Source organism: Pantoea sp. B566, assembly GCF_024793925.1.
GTDB classification, from domain to species: Bacteria; Pseudomonadota; Gammaproteobacteria; order Enterobacterales; family Enterobacteriaceae; genus Pantoea; species Pantoea ananatis.
Map to the genome: position 1 here is coordinate 1,520,734 of NZ_JANUQL010000003.1, position 18,186 is coordinate 1,538,919.

The following is an 18,186-nucleotide window of genomic DNA, read 5'->3' on the forward strand; positions in this document are numbered from 1 at the left end:
CGGGTGCGTGAGAATAGATAAAATATTGCCGCGGCATTATACAGGCCGTAATCGATTGCCTCCACTATTATTTGAGAAAAAGTCTTGATCCGCGCAATCAGCAATGTAGTATCGACTGATTAACCTACTGATTTGGAATTTGATCTTCGTCACATGTCGCTGCCGCCAAACGCCAATATTTTTACCGTCAGCCGTCTCAATACGACAGTGCGTCAGCTGCTGGAGAATGAGATGGGCCTGGTTTGGCTCAGCGCCGAGATCTCCAATTTCACCCAGCCTGCTTCTGGTCACTGGTACTTTACCCTGAAAGATGATGGCGCCCAGGTCCGCTGCGCCATGTTCCGTAACGGTAATCGTCGTGTGACGTTCCGTCCCCAGCATGGCCAGCAGGTCCTGGTTCGCGCAAATATCACACTCTATGAACCGCGCGGCGATTATCAGCTGATTATTGAAAGTATGCATCCCGCTGGTGAAGGCCTGCTACAGCAGCAGTTTGAGCAACTGAAAGCCAGGCTGGCGCAGGAAGGCTTGTTCGAAGCCGAACACAAGAAGCCCTTACCACAGCCGGCTAAGCAGGTTGGCGTGGTCACCTCTGCGACGGGTGCAGCCCTGCACGATGTTCTGCGCGTGCTGCATCGTCGCGATCCCTCACTGCCCGTTGTGATTTATCCCACTGCCGTTCAGGGCGTAGATGCGCCTGCCGCTATCGTGCGCGCCATTGAGCTTGCGAACCAGCGTGCCGAGTGCGACGTGCTGATCGTGGGTCGCGGCGGCGGTTCGCTGGAAGATCTGTGGAGTTTTAATGACGAGCGCGTTGCGCGTGCGATTTTTGCCAGTCGCATTCCCGTGGTCAGCGCGGTTGGCCATGAAACCGACGTCACCATTGCCGATTTTGTTGCTGACCTGCGCGCGCCAACGCCTTCCGCTGCGGCAGAGATTGTCAGCCGTAATCAACTTGAACTCCTGCGCCAGCTGCAGTCACAGCAGCAGCGGCTGGAGATGGCAATGGATTATTATCTGGCGCGCCAGCAGCGGGTATTCAGTCGCCTGGATCATCGCCTGCAGCAGCAGCATCCTCAACTGCGTCTGGCCCGCCAGCAAACCGCACTGTTTCGCCTGCAGCAGCGGTTGGGCGAGGCGATGGAACAGCGGCTTCGCAATGCCACTCGCCAGCAGGACCGCCTGTCACAGCGCCTGGCGCAGCAGCAGCCACAGCAGCGCCTGTATCTGGCGCAAAAAAGCCTACAAAGCTGGCACTATCGCCTGCAACAAAGCATGGAAAAATTGCTTAACCGTGACAAAAACCGCTTCGGTCAGCTTGCGGCCCAGCTGGAAGGCGTCAGTCCGTTAGCCACGCTGGCGCGTGGATTTAGCGTCACGACCGACAACGCTGGCCAGGTGGTGAAGAAAACGCGTCAGGTGAGCACAGGCGATTTACTGCGTACCCGTCTCGATGATGGTTGGGTAGAAAGTCAGGTCACGCAGCTTATTCCCGAAAAACCGAAACGAAAGAAAAGCATTTCTTAACTATACTTCCTGGTACATCCCTCGTGCCAAGGAGTCTACAATGGCTTTCAGCGTTATCCCTCCCTATATTCTCCGTAAGATTATCGCCCACGGTTCCGGTCATCAGCAGGAGCAGGCGCGCCGTACCCTCACCCACGTTCAGCACCTGATGGCGGAGCACTGGCAAAAGACGGCTGCGCCGAAAACCACGCAGGCCGGGAAGATTGAGCGTGAAATCTATGATGCCCAAAACAAGGAAACGTTGCCGGGAACCCTGGTGCGTAAAGAAGGCCAGTCTTCAAATGGTGACGTTGCCGCCGACGAGGCCTGGAACTATCTTGGCGTCACACACGATTTCTTCTGGCAGATATATAAACGCAATTCTCTGGACAATAACGGTTTGAAATTAGCGGGAACCGTTCACTATGGTGAAAAATATCAGAACGCTTTCTGGAACGGACAGCAGATGGTGTTCGGCGATGGCGATGGTGAGATCTTTAACCGTTTTACTATCGCTATTGATGTTGTTGCGCATGAGTTATCGCACGGTGTCACAGAAACCGAAGCCGGTTTGATCTATTTTGAACAGGCTGGCGCGCTAAATGAATCCATGTCCGATGTCTTTGGCTCCCTGGTGAAGCAGTTCAGTAAAAAACAGACTGCCGATAAGGCCGACTGGATTATTGGTGAAGGCCTGCTGGCGAAAGGCATCAATGGCAAAGGCTTGCGATCGATGTCGCACCCTGGTACCGCTTATGACGACCCAATGTTGGGTAAAGATCCGCAACCGGGCCATATGGACGACTATATTAAAACGCGAGAAGACAACGGCGGCGTGCACCTGAACTCTGGCATTCCTAACCGTGCCTTTTATCTGGCAGCACAAGCACTAGGTGGTTTTGCCTGGGAACAGGCAGGGCAAGCGTGGTATGACACCTTGTGTGATGATAATTTGCATCAGGATGCTGACTTCAAAACCTTTGCACAGTTGACCGTGCAGCACGGTGAAAAGCGCTTTGATCGTTCCGTCGGCAGCAAAATTGAACAGGCGTGGAAAGAGGTAGGCGTATTATGAGTCAACTCCCCGAACTTACCGATGACGCCACCATTGTGGTGACGCGCGAAGGTGGCTTTGCTTTTATCCCCGGCTTACGCAGCGAGCGTCGTTTTCCCTTAGGTGAACTTCCTGCGCCAGAGAAACAGCGCGTCTGCAAAGTGCTGGAGCAGGCGATGCCGCTGGGCGAGTCAGAGGATAAAGCCACTAAGGTAGGATGCGGGGATCAGCGCTATTTTCGTATCCAGATCCAGTACGCCACGCGCCGTGAGGCCGGTACGGTGGTGATCCTGATACCGGAACAGTCGGCCCCGCCGGAGCTGGTGTCGCTCTTCCGCGACGGAAAATAAGCACAAAAAAAGGGCCGCGAGCGGCCCTTTTATTTTACCCGTTATCGCTTGCTGTTACTTGCTGTCTGGCAGCGCATAAGCAATCACGTAGTCACCGCGATCCGGTGACTGACGCGCGCCGCCTGCAGAGATCAGAATGTACTGCTTGCCGGTTTTCGGCGAGACGTAGCTCATCGGGCCGCCCTGACTGCCAACGGGCAGACGCGCTTTCCACACTTCTTTACCCGTTGCGCTATCAAACGCACGCAGATAGTAATCCTGCGTACCGGCGATAAACACCAGGCCGCCCTGGGTTGCCAGCGTGCCGCCCAGCGTTGGCATGCCGATTGGCATTTTCGCGCGCATTTTGATCCCGAACGGACCGGTATCCTGCACGGTACCCACCGGAACCTGCCAGACGATTTTCTGCGTTTTCATATCGATAGCAGACAAGGTACCGAACGGGGGTGCCTGGCAAGGAATGCCCAGCGGTGACATAAAGCGGTTCTTATTCACCGCATAAGGCGTACCTTTCAGTGGAACGGCGCCCATGCCGGTATTGATCGCCTCACCGCCGTTGCTGCCACGGGAAACCTTGCTGGTATCAACCGGAATCATCTGTACCCACAATCCTAAACGCATGTCGTTAACAAACAACAGGTTGTTATTCGGATCGGTGGACATACTGCCCCAGTTCATACCGCCCAGCGAACCTGGGAAACTCAGCGACTTATCCGTACCCGGCACGGTAAACAGGCCGTCATAGCGCATAGATTTAAAGGCGATACGGCAGGCAAGCTGATCGAACGGCGTGGCCCCCCACATATCGGACTCTTTCAGCGTCTGATTACCAATCATCGGCATACCGGTCGAATGCGGCTGGGTTTTGGTGTACTGCTCGTTAGGGATATGTCCCTGCGGCATTGACAGCTCTTCCACTTTGGTCAGTGGCTTGCCGGTCATCCGGTCCAGCACAAAGATCATGCCGGTTTTGCCGCCGATCACGACCGCAGGCTTGGTGCTGCCGTCTTTCATCGGGAAGTCGATCAGGCTCGGCTGCATCGGCAGATCGAAGTCCCACAGATCGTTATGCACGGTCTGATAAACCCACTTCTCTTTACCGGTTGTTGCATCGAGTGCCAGTACGGAGGCACCGTATTTATGATCGAGTGCGTTGCGGTTTGCGCCCCACAGGTCAACCGATGAGCTTCCCATCGGAATAAACACGGTGTTCATGGCCGGATCGTAGGACATCGGCGCCCATGAGTTTGGCGTACTCCGCGTATAGTCCTTGCCCGGCATCAGAATAGCATTCGGATCGGTATTGCCCGGGTCAAAGGCCCAACGCATCTGGCCGGTGATCACGTCAAAACCGCGTAACACGCCGCCAGGCATATCTGTTTTAACGTTGTCAGCCACGCGCCCGCCTACGACAACGGTGGTACCGGCAATCGTGGGTGCAGAGGTAAGCTGATAAAGCGGATCGGGCGCATCGCCCAGGCCCTTTTTGAGATCCACAATGCCGTGGTCACCAAAGTCCTCACAGAACTCGCCGTTATCAGCATTAATGGCAATCAGGCGCGCATCGATGGTATTCATCAGAATACGGCGCTGGCAGCTGTCTCCGGCCGCCAGCGTAACGCCAGGAACCGGCGTAGAACCCGGTTGGGTCGGCTGGGTAAGCGGTTTGGTCGCATCAAAATAGGCCAGACCACGGCAGCGCGGCCAGACTTCTGCCTGAGCATTAATCTCACGTTTCCAAATCTGCTTACCGCTGTCGGCTTCCACCGCGATCACGTTGTTGTGCGGGGTGCAAAGATAAACGGTATTTCCCACCTGCAGCGGCGTTTGCTGATCTTCAGCGCCATTGCCGGTTGGGCTTTCAGGGATATCGCCGGTGTGATAAGTCCAGGCGACCTGCAGATCTTTCACGTTATCGCGAGTAATCTGGTCCAGCGCAACAAAGCGGCTTCCCCCTGCGGTATTCCCGTAGTGATCCCAGTTTTGCTGTTGCTTTGACTTATCTACCGGAATCAGCGGCAGTTCCTGACCGGTTGAGGCAACGGTAGGATGGGGCTGAAACATCTGAACTAAGGTAGCGACCATGCCTACGGCAATCACGGCAGAAAAGGCATACGACACTTTTGCCAGCGAAGGCTTGTTTTCGCGCTTGCGCAGCGCAGGCCAGGTGATGAACGCCAGAATCATCAGACCTGCAGGCACCATCAGGCGGGAAACCAGAGGCCAGAATTGCAGTCCGGCGTCAATGACGGCCCAGATTAACGTTCCTACAAACACCAGCAGGAACAGGACAACCGCGGAGGATTTCGCACGGAAAAACTGAATGGCTGACAGCACCGTAACGATGCCTGCAACCAGAAAATACCAACTGCCGCCAAGCGTCGCGAGTTGTCCCCCGCCAACCGCAAAGAACAGGCCGGTTGCCAGTAGCACCAGCCCGAGCAGCACGGACCATATTCTCAACCCTTTACCGGATCGAGATGATGTTTCAGCCATAACACTTACTCTCCTGATAAACAAAACCGCTCCAGCCCTGTGCGCGACCCGGCTCATCGCCGGTCACGTTGCAGGTAAAAGAAGCAGCGTTGTTTTATTCCAATTAAAGCGGACCCGCGTTCATGAAATGAATGATGTGTTCCGGAGACAGACCGCACGGGGCGCCCCCGTCATGACGCGGCAAAATTGTACCACCTGGTACGTTATCCCGTGAAGGTTTAAACGGGTTTGTTACGAAGCAATAGCATTTTCGCTACAAATTTTTACGCCGTTACGGTTCGCAGCGTTGGGATCTTCATGTGTTGCAGGTTGAAGTGGCCAGGCCTCAGACAGGAAAAATCCTGTAAGTGAGACGACGTCTGGAAATTAAGCCGTGACTATGATGACAAAAATAGTCGGTCGCGCCGCAACTTTTGAGTTGCTCAAGGGGCTGATGGCAGTCGGGGCAGACAGGCTGGTAGCGATAACGAACACCGCACCCGGTGCAGATAAGATCGATCTCGTCAGGGGCCAGGGGTTGATAACATTTTTCACACGTTGCGCGCATATTTTCATCCGACTATGCAAATAAACGCAATCTTAGGGCAAAAAAAAGAGGGCCACCTGGCCCTCGATCAATTAACGCTTATTCTTCTTCATATGCGCCATCAGACGCTTACGTTTGCGCTGTTGCGTCGGCGTCAGCAGATTGCGTTTGCCTTCGTAAGGATTTTCACCCTCTTTAAACTGAATGCGGATGGGCGTTCCCATCACGTTAAGTGAACGGCGGAAATAGTTCATCAAATAACGTTTGTAGGAATCCGGCAGGTCTTTAACCTGATTACCGTGGATCACCACAATCGGTGGGTTGTAACCGCCCGCATGGGCATATTTCAGTTTAACGCGACGACCGCGAACCAGCGGTGGCTGATGGTCTTCCGCCGCCATATTCATGATGCGCGTCAGGAGGGAGGTATTGACACGTTTTGTAGAGCAGTCGTAGGCTTCCGTAACGGACTCAAAGAGGTTGCCTACGCCGCTGCCGTGCAACGCAGAAATAAAGTGCACGCGTGCGAAATCGATAAAGCCCAGGCGGAAATCCAGCGTCTCTTTGACTTCGTCACGCACTTCCTGCGACAGGCCATCCCATTTATTCACGACGATAACCAGGGAGCGTCCACTGTTGAGAATAAAGCCCAGCAGCGACAGATCCTGATCGGAAATGCCGGCACGGGCGTCAATCACCAGCATGACGACGTTGGCATCTTCGATCGCCTGCAACGTTTTAATGACTGAGAATTTCTCTACCGTATCCGTAATTTTACCGCGCTTACGTACGCCCGCTGTATCGATCAGCACATACTCGCGACCGTCACGTTCCATCGGAATGTAGATACTGTCACGGGTGGTGCCCGGCATGTCGTAAACGACCACGCGATCTTCACCGAGGATGCGGTTAGTCAACGTAGACTTACCTACGTTAGGACGGCCAACAATCGCCAGCTTAATCGGTAAGGTTGTGGGATCGAAATCGTCTTCTTCTTCCTCTTCCTCACCGTTTTCTTCTGCCGCTAAGGCTGCCCAGTAAGCTTCGTTTTCATCTTCTTCGGTGACCTCAACCGGATCGACCTTTTCCATCCACGGCAGCAGCGCCGTTTCCAGCAGGCTGGTTACGCCACGACCGTGCGAGGCCGCGATAGCGTGAATTTCACCCAGGCCCAGAGAATAGAAATCCACCACCGCCTGATCCGGATCCAGTCCGTCGGTTTTATTCGCCACCAGAAACGTTGCTTTTTGACGAGAGCGGAGATGCTTTGCAATTTGCTGATCGGCGGCCATCATGCCTGCGCGAGCGTCGACCATAAACAGCACAACATCGGCTTCTTCGATCGCCAGCAGCGACTGCTCCGCCATGCGCGTTTCAACACCGTCTTCGGTGCCATCAATACCGCCGGTATCGATAACAATAAATTCGCGCCCTTCCACTTCGGCGCGACCATATTTGCGATCGCGAGTCAGTCCAGGAAAATCCGCTACCAGCGCATCTCGTGTGCGGGTTAAACGGTTAAATAGCGTAGATTTTCCCACATTGGGACGCCCAACCAGCGCGACCACAGGTACCATAACAATGCCTCAATAATGTATTAAATCGCCCGAATGGCGTGATTATAACGGCTTTAGCCGCTCAGTTCAGGCTTAAGGCGCTAAGGATACCATGCCTGACTAAAAACGAAACGGCCCCTGATGAAATCAGGAGCCGTTGTGCCAGGGAACCACCCTGCCTGACAACTTACCCGTTAGCGAGTAATGGCGTAAACTTCACCGTCTTTTGACTGAATCAGCAGCTTGTCGCTGGCGACGACTGGCTCAGTCTGGAAGCCTGAGCTGTCCAGCTTTTGCTGGGCAACAAAACGACCATCGGTGGTGTTCATCCAGTGCAGGTAACCTTCGCTGTCGCCGACCACAAGGTAGCCGTTATAGAGAACCGGTGAAGTCAGATTACGATGCAGCAGCTCGCTTTGACGCCAGATAGCGACACCGCCATCCGCATTCAGCGCAATCACACGATCGTCCTGATCGACCAGGTAGATGCGACCCGCATCGACAATCAGATCTTTAACGCCGCCGATTTCACGTTTCCATAAAATCTGACCTGAGCGTAAATCCAGTGCGGTCAGGTTGCCATTGTAAGCCAGCGCATAGACCACGCCGTTGACAATGACCGGCGTGGTATCCACATCGCTCAGGCGATCAATTTCCGTTGCGCCGCTGGGCTGTGAAATACGCTGCTGCCAAATCAACTGGCCCTGGTTCAGGATAACGGCACTGACACGGCCGTTATCGCCGCCCACAATGGCGCCACCAAAGGCCACAGACGGCGCAGATTCTCCGCGCAGTGACAGCGCAGGCATATCCAGGTTGACGGTCCACTTCACCGCTCCCGTGGCCTGATCCAGGCCCTGCAACATGCCGTTACTGGTATGAATCAATACCAGACCATCGCTGACCACAGGACGCGACAGGGCTTCACCCGCCGCTTTCGCCTGCCAGGCAATGGCACCATCGCTGGTGTTCAGTGCATAGACCTGCCCGCGTTCGCTGCCAATATAGAGGCGATCGCCGCTCACGGTGATGCCGCCGGACAGCATGGCAGAACGGTTTTTCGAGAAGAAGCCGGTTTTCTCAGAGAGATCGACTTTCCATTTTTCTTTACCATCGGCCGCGTCGAGCGCTTTTACGATACCAAAGCGGTCAGCAGCATAAACGGTGCCGTCTTGCCAGGTGGGGTGCAGGTTGGAGTAAAAATCACCGATACCATCACCCACGCCGGTACTCCATACCGTCTGAGGCGTAAACTGGTTTTCCACCTTCGGCAATGGGGCCATTTTCACTACATCTTCTTCGCCGCTGAACAGCGAGCAACCGCTGAGCAAGGTGACTGAGATCAGCCCCGGCAGCAGGTATTTACGTAATTCCATGCGCTCTCTCTTGACTGGCTTAGCTTAAGTTATTCATCTTCATCTGCATCATTTGCTTCAGTGCAGGAGACGCGTCAGATTCTACGCCTTTGCTCCATGCATCGCGCGCGCCCTGCTTATCGCCCTTGCTGAGCAGCGCTTCGCCGCGGATATCAGCGACAATGGCTGTCCAGCCATCACCCTTCACACTGTCAAGGGTTTTAAGTGCCGCATCAGCCTGATTCTGTTGCAGTTGAATGCGTGCCAGGCGCAGGTTGATAACCGCCTGCAGGTTGGCATCTTTAGTATCTTTCAATCCGTTTTGCAGCAAGGTAGCGGCTTTGTCCAGCTGATTGCTGTCGACATACTGCTTAGCCAGATCCAGGGCCGCCAGGGCACCGTAAGTATTGCTGTTTTCGCTGGCGAACGTGTTGACGGCTTCCAGGGTTTCTGGCTTACCGGCCTGCATCGCACGGGTGACTTTTTGGTATTCTGCCGATACGGTTTTCGCGGAATCCTGCTGATGGCTGGACCAGTAGCGCCAGCCGCCCAGTGCAGCAATCCCGATAACCACGCCTACGGCTAAGGCTTTACCGTTGTTGGCGAAAAAGCGACGCAGCGCATCAACCTGTTCGTTCTCATTGCTATAAACTTCCACGCAATCCTTCTCCTTTCAATGGTTGTGCTTTGACACGCTTACTGCAACAGCGTGCGCAGTGCAGCAGCCGCGTCCGCCTGCGCCAGCGTTTGCTGTTCGCCATTGCGCAGGTCTTTAATCACGACCTGACCGGCCTTCTGTTCATCTTCGCCCAGCACCAGGGCAACGCGGGCTCCCCATTTATCCGCACGGGCGAACTGCTTCTTGAAGTTACCGCCGCCAAAGTTGGTCATCAGTTTCATTTCAGGCAGGTGATCGCGCAGTTTTTCTGCCAGCTGCATCGCCGCTGACTGAACGCCCTGACCTGAAGCGATAACATAGACATCGACATTGCGCGCGGGTTCAAATTCCGGATTAACCGCCTGCACTAACAACACCAGGCGTTCCATTCCCATTGCGAAACCGACACCCGGTGTGGCACGGCCACCCAACTGTTCTACCAGCCCATCATAACGACCGCCACCGCAAACGGTCCCCTGGGAGCCCAGGCTGTCGGTAACCCATTCAATCACCGTGCGGTTGTAATAATCCAGCCCACGCACCAGCCGCTGATTCACCGTGTAAGCAATACCCGCGTCGTCTAACAGCGCGCGCAGCCCGTCAAAATGCTCGCGTGACTCCACATCCAGATAATCGCCCAACTGAGGCGCATCGTTCAGCAGCGTCTGAATATCAGGATTTTTACTGTCGAGCACGCGCATCGGGTTACTGTACATACGGCGCTTACAGTCTTCATCCAGCGCCTCTTTATGCTGTTCCAGAAACGCCACCAGCGCATCGCGATAGTTGGCACGGGCTTCAGGCGAACCAATGGAGTTCAGTTCCAGACGAACATGGTCGGCGATGCCCAACGCTTTCCACCAGCGTGCGTTCAGCATGATCAGTTCGGCATCAATGTCCGGCCCCTGCAGACCAAAGACTTCAACGCCTATCTGATGAAACTGGCGGTAACGCCCTTTCTGAGGACGCTCGTAGCGGAACATCGGCCCCATGTACCACAAGCGCTGTTCCTGGTTATAAAGCAGACCGTGTTCGATACCTGCGCGCACGCAGCCCGCCGTGCCTTCCGGACGAAGCGTCAGGCTTTCGCCATTGCGATCGTCAAAGGTATACATCTCTTTTTCAACCACATCGGTGACTTCACCAATTGCGCGTTTGAAAAGAGGAGTCTGCTCTACGATGGGTAAGCGAATTTCGCTGTAACCATAACTCGCCAGCACTGACTTCAGTACATCTTCAACCCGTTGCCAGATGGCCGTATCCGCAGGCAGGAAATCGTTCATCCCGCGAATCGCTTGAATATTCTTCGCCACGTTAAAATCTCTTAATGCAAAAAAACCTGTCCGGCATCATACCTCATGAGGATGAAACCGCACAGGTTCAGCTAAAAAAGTCATGCACGCCGTACACGCAACGGATTATTTTTCCAGTTGCTGCACGTCAATACGACGAGTTTCATCCAGCATGGCCGCTTTGGCACGAATGCGCGCTTCCAGTTGATCGATCATATCGTCATTGTCCAGACGTTCGCGCTGGCGCACGCCATCTTCATAGAAGCCGCTTTTCTTATTACTGCCGGTCACGCCCAGCGTAGAAACGGTGGCTTCGCCAGGCCCATTCACCACGCAACCGATGATGGAGACATCCATCGGCGTGATAATGTCTTCCAGTCGCTGCTCCAGCGCGTTTACCGTGCCAATGACGTCAAACTCCTGACGTGAACAGGTCGGACAGGCGATGAAGTTGATCCCGCGAGAGCGGATGCGCAGCGACTTCAGGATATCAAAGCCAACCTTTACCTCTTCAACCGGATCGGCTGCCAGAGAAATACGCAGCGTGTCGCCAATGCCTTCGGCCAGTAACAGCCCCAGACCAATCGCCGATTTCACCGCACCGGCACGTGCACCGCCCGCTTCGGTAATACCAAGATGCAGCGGCTGCTCGATCTGTTTTGCCAGCAGACGATAGGATTCAACCGCCAGAAACACATCAGAGGCTTTCACGCTGACTTTAAACTGATCGAAGTTAAGACGATCCAGATGATCGACATGGCGCATCGCCGATTCCAGCAGGGCCTGCGGTGTAGGCTCACCGTATTTTTCCTGCAGATCTTTTTCCAGCGATCCGGCGTTAACACCGATACGAATGGGGATATTGTTATCGCGGGCGCAGTCTACCACCGCACGAATACGCTCGTTATTACCGATATTACCCGGATTGATACGCAGGCAGTCCACTCCATACTCCGCGACTTTAAGCGCAATACGGTAGTCAAAGTGGATATCAGCCACCAGGGGGACGTTCACCTGCTGCTTAATCAGCTTAAACGCTTCGGCGGCATCCATGGTGGGCACCGAGACGCGGACGATATCGACGCCTACGCGCTCAAGGGCTTTGATCTGATTGACCGTCGCGGCTACGTCAGTCGTGCGGGTGTTGGTCATCGACTGAACGGCGATTGGCGCACCGTCGCCAATGGGCACCTGGCCGACGTAAATACGTTTAGACTTACGACGGATAATGGGTGCTTGGTTATGCATATTTCTTCTCCACAATTGCCCGGTACACGCGATACGCTGTTATTGCGCACCCAACGTCAGGCGAGCAACCTGGTTATTACGGATAAAGCGACTTAAATCAACGGGTTTATTCTGATATTGCACCTGAACCACGGATGGCGCGCCAATTTTCAGACGATAGGGAGCCGTGCCTGACAGGCTCAGCTTGCCACCGCTGCGCTGGATACCGCTAAACAGTTTCTTACCTGTTGCATCGCTGACTTCCAGCCAGCAGTCGCCGGTAAAGGTCATCACCACGGCATTCGGATCCGCCGCCGGTTCGCTAACCGCCGCCGCGCCCACTGGCATCTGCTGCGCCGTATTGGTGCTGGCCGGTGCGGGGCTGGTCGAAGTCGGTGCCTGAGAAGGCGAAACAACGGCGTTATTCTCTTCCTGCTGGGCAGCCGCGGCAGTGCTGTTACTGCTGTTACTGTTTTCAGCAGGCGCCGTGCCGGTGGATTCATCGGCGTTCGCCGGTGTGCTGGCGGCATTATTGCTCAACGGCACGCTGGTGCTGTTATCGGTTGATGCGCCGTTCGTCTGTCCCAGGGGGATAGACTGGCTGCTGTCGCTGTTACTGCCGTTTTGATCGGCCATCGACACCAGCTCATCCTGTGAGGCTTTATGGTTCTGCCACCACCAGGCGCCTGTCAGGCCGATCACGACAAAGACCACCAGCCAGGTAAAAATCATCAGCCAGCCGTCGCGTTTCTTACGCCGTTTGCCCAGGGAGAAGCTTTGCATCGGCTCAATTTTTGCGGCACGAACCGGCGTCTGCTTTTCCATCATCGGCAGCAGTTCCTCTTCAGGAATGTGCACCAGACGCGCATAAGAACGGATGTAACCGCGCAGGAAGGTAGAGGCTAAATCCGCAGGTGATTTGTCTTCTTCAATATCACGTACGGTAGTAAGTTTCAGGCACAGGCGTTCAGCAACATGTTGCTGCGTGAGTCCCATTTGTTCACGGGCCAGACGCAGGCGTGTACCTGTGGAATGAACTGCAGAATTTTCTTGAGTGGCTTCAGTATTCATTAGCTAAATAACGCTGGTACTGTATCGATTGCGGAAAACGTCGCGCTAACTGGTCGCCATAACGTGAAACGTCTGCGGCATTTCCCTGTTGCGCGGCGAAACGTATGTGTAACGCCAGGCTGCGTGCCGTCTCCGGCAGCGGCTGGTAAAGCTCTAATAATAGCGCTACGTTAGCCCACTGGTCATTTTCGACCGCGCTTTCAGCTTCGGCTAGTAGCGACGCTCCTTTACTCTGGTCCGCATCGAGCGCATACGACAAAGCAGCACGCGCTGCTTCTCTGTTTCCTGCCCGCAGATAACAATACCCCGACAGTTCATACGCATCGATACGGGCGTCTCCTTCCTGCGCACCCTTCGCCCGGATAAACTGTTGATGCGCTTCATCATACTGCCCTAAAGCGCAAAGAAACGCACCGTAATTGTTAGGGATGTAACCATTATGTGGCGCAATTCGCTGCGCGTGCTGAAAATGATAATGCGCTGCGGCAGTGTGCCCCTGCCGCTGAGCCAGCCGGGCCAATGCCAGGGGTACGCGGTAATCCTGGGGAGCGGCCGCCTGCGCCCGTAAGAGATTACGGCGCGCAGCAGGATAATCCTCTACCGCGAGGTAGTGCATACCCAGTTGCAAACGAAGCTCCGCTGCCCCCGGTTGGGTCGGCGAACGGACACAACCGCTTACAACAAAAACGGCCAGTAATGCCGTGCATATCCCTTTGCCCATCGCCTTTCCATCCTGTTATCGCTGTGGCTGGCAGCAGCCTGCCACGCAGAGACGGAATGGAAAACCCTGTTAGTCAGCCTTTCAGAGCGCCTTCACAGATATGGCTTCGCCCGCCATTTTCTTACGCAGGGTGCGTTTCGTACGGTCAATCACTTCCCCGGCCAACTGGCCGCAGGCGGCATCAATATCATCACCACGGGTTTTACGCACGATAGTGGTAAAGCCGTAATCCATTAACACCTTGGAGAAGCGGTCAATGCGGCTGTTCGAGCTGCGACCATAAGGTGCCCCGGGGAAGGGGTTCCATGGAATCAGGTTGATCTTACACGGCGTTTCTTTCAGCAATGCCGCCAGTTCATGCGCGTCATCGGTGCTGTCGTTGACATGATCCAGCAACACGTATTCGATCGTGACGCGTCCCTGGTTCGCATTGGACTTACCAATATAGCGTTTAACCGCCGCCAGGAAGGTTTCAATATTGTATTTCTTGTTAATGGGTACGATGTCGTCACGCAGTTTATCGTTTGGCGCATGCAGCGAAATCGCCAACGCAACGTCGATCATGTCGCCCAGCTTGTCCAGGGCAGGCACAACGCCCGAGGTCGACAGGGTGACACGGCGTTTCGACAAACCAAAACCGAAGTCATCCAGCATGATTTCCATGGCCGGAACCACATTATTCAGGTTGAGCAACGGCTCACCCATGCCCATCATCACCACGTTGGTGATAGGACGCTGACCGGTCACTTTGGCCGCACCAACGATTTTTGCGGCACGCCAGACCTGACCAATAATTTCTGACACGCGCAGATTGCGGTTAAAGCCCTGCTGCGCCGTCGAGCAGAATTTACATTCCAGCGCGCAACCCACCTGAGAGGAGACACATAAGGTGGCGCGATCCCCTTCCGGGATATACACCGTTTCAACCAGCTGATCGCCGACGCGAATAGCCCATTTAATGGTGCCATCCGTTGAGCGCATCTCTTCAGCCACTTCCGGGGCGCGAATTTCGGTGAGTTCCATTAACCGGTTACGCAGCTTCTTGTTAATGTCGGTCATCTGCTCGAAATCATCGCAGCAGTAGTGGTAAATCCACTTCATCACCTGATCGGCACGGAAGGGTTTTTCACCGAGCGAGACAAAAAACTCACGCATTTGCTGACGGTTGAGATCCAGCAGGTTGATTTTTTGGCTTTTGGGTGAGACGGAAATAGGCGAGGTGGACGCGGACGTCACAATCTGTTCGGACATAATGTTCTCTGGCCTCGTTGTTACACGTTATGGCGCTGTTGGGAAAAGAAAAAAATTGCGCCTTCACTAAGCTGGCTCAATGAAGGCGCAATATTGTACAACATCTGCTACCTGATAACAGGCTAGAGTTGCCCGTGTTCAGCAGATTTTTGTAAAGCCCTGTACGCGTCAGTCGTTAAGCAATTAACGGGTGCGCGGGCAGATTTCGTTTTCGCCGAAGAAATAGGCAATTTCACGGGCGGCTGATTCGGCAGAATCTGAACCGTGGGTTGCGTTCTCGGTGAAGCTGTCAGCGTAGTCTGCACGCAGTGTGCCAGCCAGCGCGTTAGCAGGGTTAGTTGCACCCATCAGGTCACGGTGACGCTGAACGGCATTTTCACCTTCCAGTACAGAAACCACAACCGGACCAGACGTCATGAATTCAACCAGACCGTCGAAGAACGGCTTGCCCTGGTGCTCTGCGTAAAAACCTTCAGCCTGCTCTTTGCTCAGCTGCAGCATTTTTGCGCCAACGATTTTGAAGCCTGCGCTTTCAAAACGGTTGTAGATGGCACCGATCACGTTTTTAGCGACGGCGTTTGGCTTGATGATAGAAAAAGTACGTTCGATTGCCATGATGACCTCTGTCTTGACGTTCTGAAGAAACCGAGGGCGCGCGCCCCGGCTAAGAAACGGCGCCGATTATAGGGGTTGAGTGTGACGTTGCCTATCACCGAACCCATAATTTATTGAAAAATCTTGATCTGAGTCGGGGCTAATACTTTTCAACTCTGATTTAGCGCAAAAAACACTCACCCACGGGTAAAAGCGACAGAGGCCAGCTGACCGGCCTCATCCATGACCACCAGCTGATAGTCCCCTGCCCGATCAAGAGGTAGCGACAGGGTGCCGTTCTGACTTTGCGTTTCGAGCGGCTCGCCGTTTAAAAACCACCAGCGCTGAACGCCCTGACCGCCCTGCACCGCAACCGGTATCACCAGCGTAGTATTGCCCGGCAGCGGCTGAACGCGCTGCCCGTCAATAACGCCAGTCACAATCAGCGGCGCGCTACTGCCCTGCTGCAAGGGCGGACACCGGGGATCAACCGCCGGTAAGCGCTGCGCCCGACGCTCCTGCGGCGGCAGCCAGGCTTCCAGCGGCAAAGGCCACACCAGACGTTCATGGCTGATGGCTCGCGGGCAATCCGCCGCAACCCGTAAGCCCTGTTCGTTCTGCCAGTAATGCAGGTGCAATCCGCTCAGGCTTTCCTGTCCCGGTGCCAGCAAGGTCGGCGGCAGCGTGTCGTTCAGCACCCAACTCTGCCGCCGTTGTCGGCAGTTTTCGTCTCCCTCGGGCAGCGGCTGCCCGCCAGGCCAGCAGATGCCTGCCACGCTGACCGACGCCGGTCGCGGATCGGTGGGGACTGCCCGCCCGGCCAGGCGGTTCATCAGTACGTTGTTAACCTGATTCATGACGGGAACCGCAGACGCGAAACCAAACTGCCCCGCAACCGGCGTTGCATCGGGTCGTCCGACCCAAACGCCAATCAGATAACGCGGATTGATTCCCACGGCCCAGGCGTCACGGTAGCCGTAGCTGGTGCCGGTCTTCCATGCCAGCGGTACCACCGCAGGCGCGCTGCCATTACCCGCAGGCTGAGCCTCACCGCCCAGAATACGGCGGATAATCCAGGCCGCACCGGGCGAAAGCAGTGGGCGTTCCTGTAAGGGCTGGTCTGCCATCCAGCGCAGCTGACCGGCGTTGCCATGTCGGGCAAAGGCGCTATAGGCCGCCACGATATCATCCATGCGCGCTCCGGTGCCGCCGAGAATCAACGACAGGTTAGGCTCTGCACCCGGTGGGAAACGTAGATTTAGCCCCACATTGCGCAGGCGTGCGGCCACATTTTTTGGGCCCAGCGCCTCCAGCAGCTGCACGGCGGGCAGATTGAGTGATCGCACCAGCGCTTCGCTGGCGCTGACCGGGCCATGAAAACCGGTATCGAAGTTACCCGGACGGTAATCGCCAAAACGACGTGGAACATCCTGCAGTAAAGACTCGGCATGGATGAGCCCCTCGTCCAGCGCCATACCATAGACAAAGGGTTTCAGGACCGATCCCGGCGAGCGAACGCTGGCAATCATATCCACATGACCAAAACGGCTGTCGTCGCCGAAATCGGCGGAACCGACGTAGCCCCGCACCGCCATAGTGGTGTGATCCACCACCAGTATCGCCAGTGAGGTGCGCGGAGGAAGCTGGTTTTTCACATTCAGCGCCATGCTTTCCAGCTCGCGCTGCAGCGACGGATCCAGCGTAGAGACGATTTTATCGTGCGTAGTCATCGATAACAGTCGCCGCGCCAGTAACGGCGCCATCTGCGGCATCTGGCGCGGCGGGAGCCAGACCGGTTCCTGGCGGATTTCAGCGACCCGTCGGGGCGACCAGACATGATACTGCGCCAGCCGATCCAGCACCTTATTACGTGCCGCTTCAGCCCGCTCTGGCCAGCGATCGGGCCGCAAACGACTGGGTGCCTGTGGCAATACGGCCATTAGCGCCGCCTCGCCCCTTGTCATCTGTGACGGCGCTTTACCCAGCCAGCTCCAGCTTGCCGCTCCAATCCCTTCCAGCGTGCCGCCAAAGGGCGCACGATTAAGATAAAGCGTTAAGATATCGTATTTAGAGAGATGCCACTCCAGTTGCAGAGCGCGCCATGCCTGAATCAGCTTGCCCCGCAGCGTTCGCGGCTGTGGGTCGATGATTCTGGCCACCTGCATGGTTAAAGTGCTGCCACCCGAAATGACGCTGCCATGACGCAGGTCCTGCCAGGCCGCGCGAAGCAGGGCGAGCGGATTAATACCGGGATGATACCAAAACCAGCGATCTTCATAGGTCAGCAACGCCTGTATGTACGTCGGCGACACGTCAGCGGGATTGACCGGATAGCGCCAGATGCCCTGGTCGTCAGCGAAGCGCCAAAGGGGGGTGCCGTCCTCGGCGACCACCACACGTGCGGGCTGAACCTCTTTAAGGGGCAAGGGGAATAACCGATCCAGAATCAGCGGGATAAGCAGTAAGGCCAGAATAAAAAGCGGCAGGGCTACCCACCGCTTTTTGATGTGCCTGTTTTTGATCACAACC

The 18,186-nt window shown here is 55.4% G+C and carries 15 protein-coding genes; 3 read left to right on the forward strand and 12 right to left on the reverse strand.

Features of this window, described 5'->3' with window-relative positions; all coding sequences use genetic code 11:
• The first annotated feature begins 153 nt into the window (after positions 1-153).
• The 3 genes from xseA to NYE92_RS08700 are packed head-to-tail and all read left to right on the forward strand — an operon-like array spanning position 154 to position 2,910.
• Positions 154-1,527, forward strand: a complete 1,374-nt coding sequence (gene xseA, locus NYE92_RS08690) for an exodeoxyribonuclease VII large subunit (protein WP_072138214.1) — start codon at positions 154-156, stop codon at positions 1,525-1,527.
• Positions 1,528-1,567: 40 nt separating this feature from the next.
• Positions 1,568-2,581 (forward strand): M4 family metallopeptidase, encoded by a 1,014-nt coding sequence (locus NYE92_RS08695; RefSeq protein ID WP_072138950.1) that lies wholly within the window; start codon positions 1,568-1,570, stop codon positions 2,579-2,581.
• Positions 2,578-2,910 (forward strand): protealysin inhibitor emfourin, encoded by a 333-nt coding sequence (locus NYE92_RS08700; RefSeq protein ID WP_015699744.1) that lies wholly within the window; start codon positions 2,578-2,580, stop codon positions 2,908-2,910. Before NYE92_RS08695 ends, NYE92_RS08700 begins: the two co-directional genes overlap by 4 nt.
• Before the next feature lie 54 nt (positions 2,911-2,964).
• Here the strand turns inward: NYE92_RS08700 and NYE92_RS08705 are convergent, their stop codons facing one another.
• From NYE92_RS08705 to pbpC, 12 genes are all read right to left on the reverse strand, one after another.
• Positions 2,965-5,406 carry a glucose/quinate/shikimate family membrane-bound PQQ-dependent dehydrogenase gene (locus NYE92_RS08705; RefSeq protein WP_210449692.1) on the reverse strand — a complete coding sequence of 814 codons (2,442 nt, stop codon included), beginning with the start codon at positions 5,404-5,406 and terminating at the stop codon, positions 2,965-2,967.
• Positions 5,407-5,731: 325 nt separating this feature from the next.
• Positions 5,732-5,953, reverse strand: a complete 222-nt coding sequence (locus NYE92_RS08710) for a zinc ribbon domain-containing protein (RefSeq protein ID WP_014605275.1) — start codon at positions 5,951-5,953, stop codon at positions 5,732-5,734.
• Between the two features lie 71 nt (positions 5,954-6,024).
• Positions 6,025-7,509 carry a ribosome biogenesis GTPase Der gene (der, locus tag NYE92_RS08715; RefSeq protein WP_013026730.1) on the reverse strand — a complete coding sequence of 495 codons (1,485 nt, stop codon included), beginning with the start codon at positions 7,507-7,509 and terminating at the stop codon, positions 6,025-6,027.
• A 173-nt stretch (positions 7,510-7,682) separates the two neighbouring features.
• Positions 7,683-8,864, reverse strand: coding sequence for an outer membrane protein assembly factor BamB (bamB, locus tag NYE92_RS08720; RefSeq protein ID WP_013026731.1), 1,182 nt, complete (start codon positions 8,862-8,864; stop codon positions 7,683-7,685).
• A gap of 19 nt (positions 8,865-8,883) precedes the next feature.
• Positions 8,884-9,501 carry a YfgM family protein gene (locus NYE92_RS08725; RefSeq protein WP_014594313.1) on the reverse strand — a complete coding sequence of 206 codons (618 nt, stop codon included), beginning with the start codon at positions 9,499-9,501 and terminating at the stop codon, positions 8,884-8,886.
• 38 nt (positions 9,502-9,539) lie between these two features.
• A complete protein-coding gene (gene hisS / locus NYE92_RS08730) occupies positions 9,540-10,814 on the reverse strand; it encodes a histidine--tRNA ligase (RefSeq protein ID WP_013026733.1) in 1,275 nt (424 codons plus the stop codon).
• A gap of 105 nt (positions 10,815-10,919) precedes the next feature.
• Entirely contained in the window at positions 10,920-12,041 is a 1,122-nt protein-coding gene (ispG, locus tag NYE92_RS08735; protein WP_014594315.1) for a flavodoxin-dependent (E)-4-hydroxy-3-methylbut-2-enyl-diphosphate synthase, read from the reverse strand.
• A 39-nt stretch (positions 12,042-12,080) separates the two neighbouring features.
• Positions 12,081-13,091, reverse strand: coding sequence for a cytoskeleton protein RodZ (gene rodZ / locus NYE92_RS08740; RefSeq protein ID WP_014605274.1), 1,011 nt, complete (start codon positions 13,089-13,091; stop codon positions 12,081-12,083).
• On the reverse strand, positions 13,081-13,812 hold the full coding sequence (pilW, locus tag NYE92_RS08745; protein WP_014605273.1) for a type IV pilus biogenesis/stability protein PilW: 732 nt from the start codon (positions 13,810-13,812) through the stop codon (positions 13,081-13,083). The genes rodZ and pilW overlap by 11 nt, the downstream gene beginning before the upstream one ends.
• An 81-nt stretch (positions 13,813-13,893) precedes the next feature.
• On the reverse strand, positions 13,894-15,063 hold the full coding sequence (locus NYE92_RS08750; protein ID WP_013026737.1) for a bifunctional tRNA (adenosine(37)-C2)-methyltransferase TrmG/ribosomal RNA large subunit methyltransferase RlmN: 1,170 nt from the start codon (positions 15,061-15,063) through the stop codon (positions 13,894-13,896).
• Between the two features lie 183 nt (positions 15,064-15,246).
• Entirely contained in the window at positions 15,247-15,678 is a 432-nt protein-coding gene (ndk, locus tag NYE92_RS08755; RefSeq protein WP_003848684.1) for a nucleoside-diphosphate kinase, read from the reverse strand.
• A 176-nt stretch (positions 15,679-15,854) separates the two neighbouring features.
• Positions 15,855-18,182 carry a peptidoglycan glycosyltransferase PbpC gene (gene pbpC, locus NYE92_RS08760; protein ID WP_259018868.1) on the reverse strand — a complete coding sequence of 776 codons (2,328 nt, stop codon included), beginning with the start codon at positions 18,180-18,182 and terminating at the stop codon, positions 15,855-15,857.
• Between the last annotated feature and the right edge of the window lie 4 nt (positions 18,183-18,186).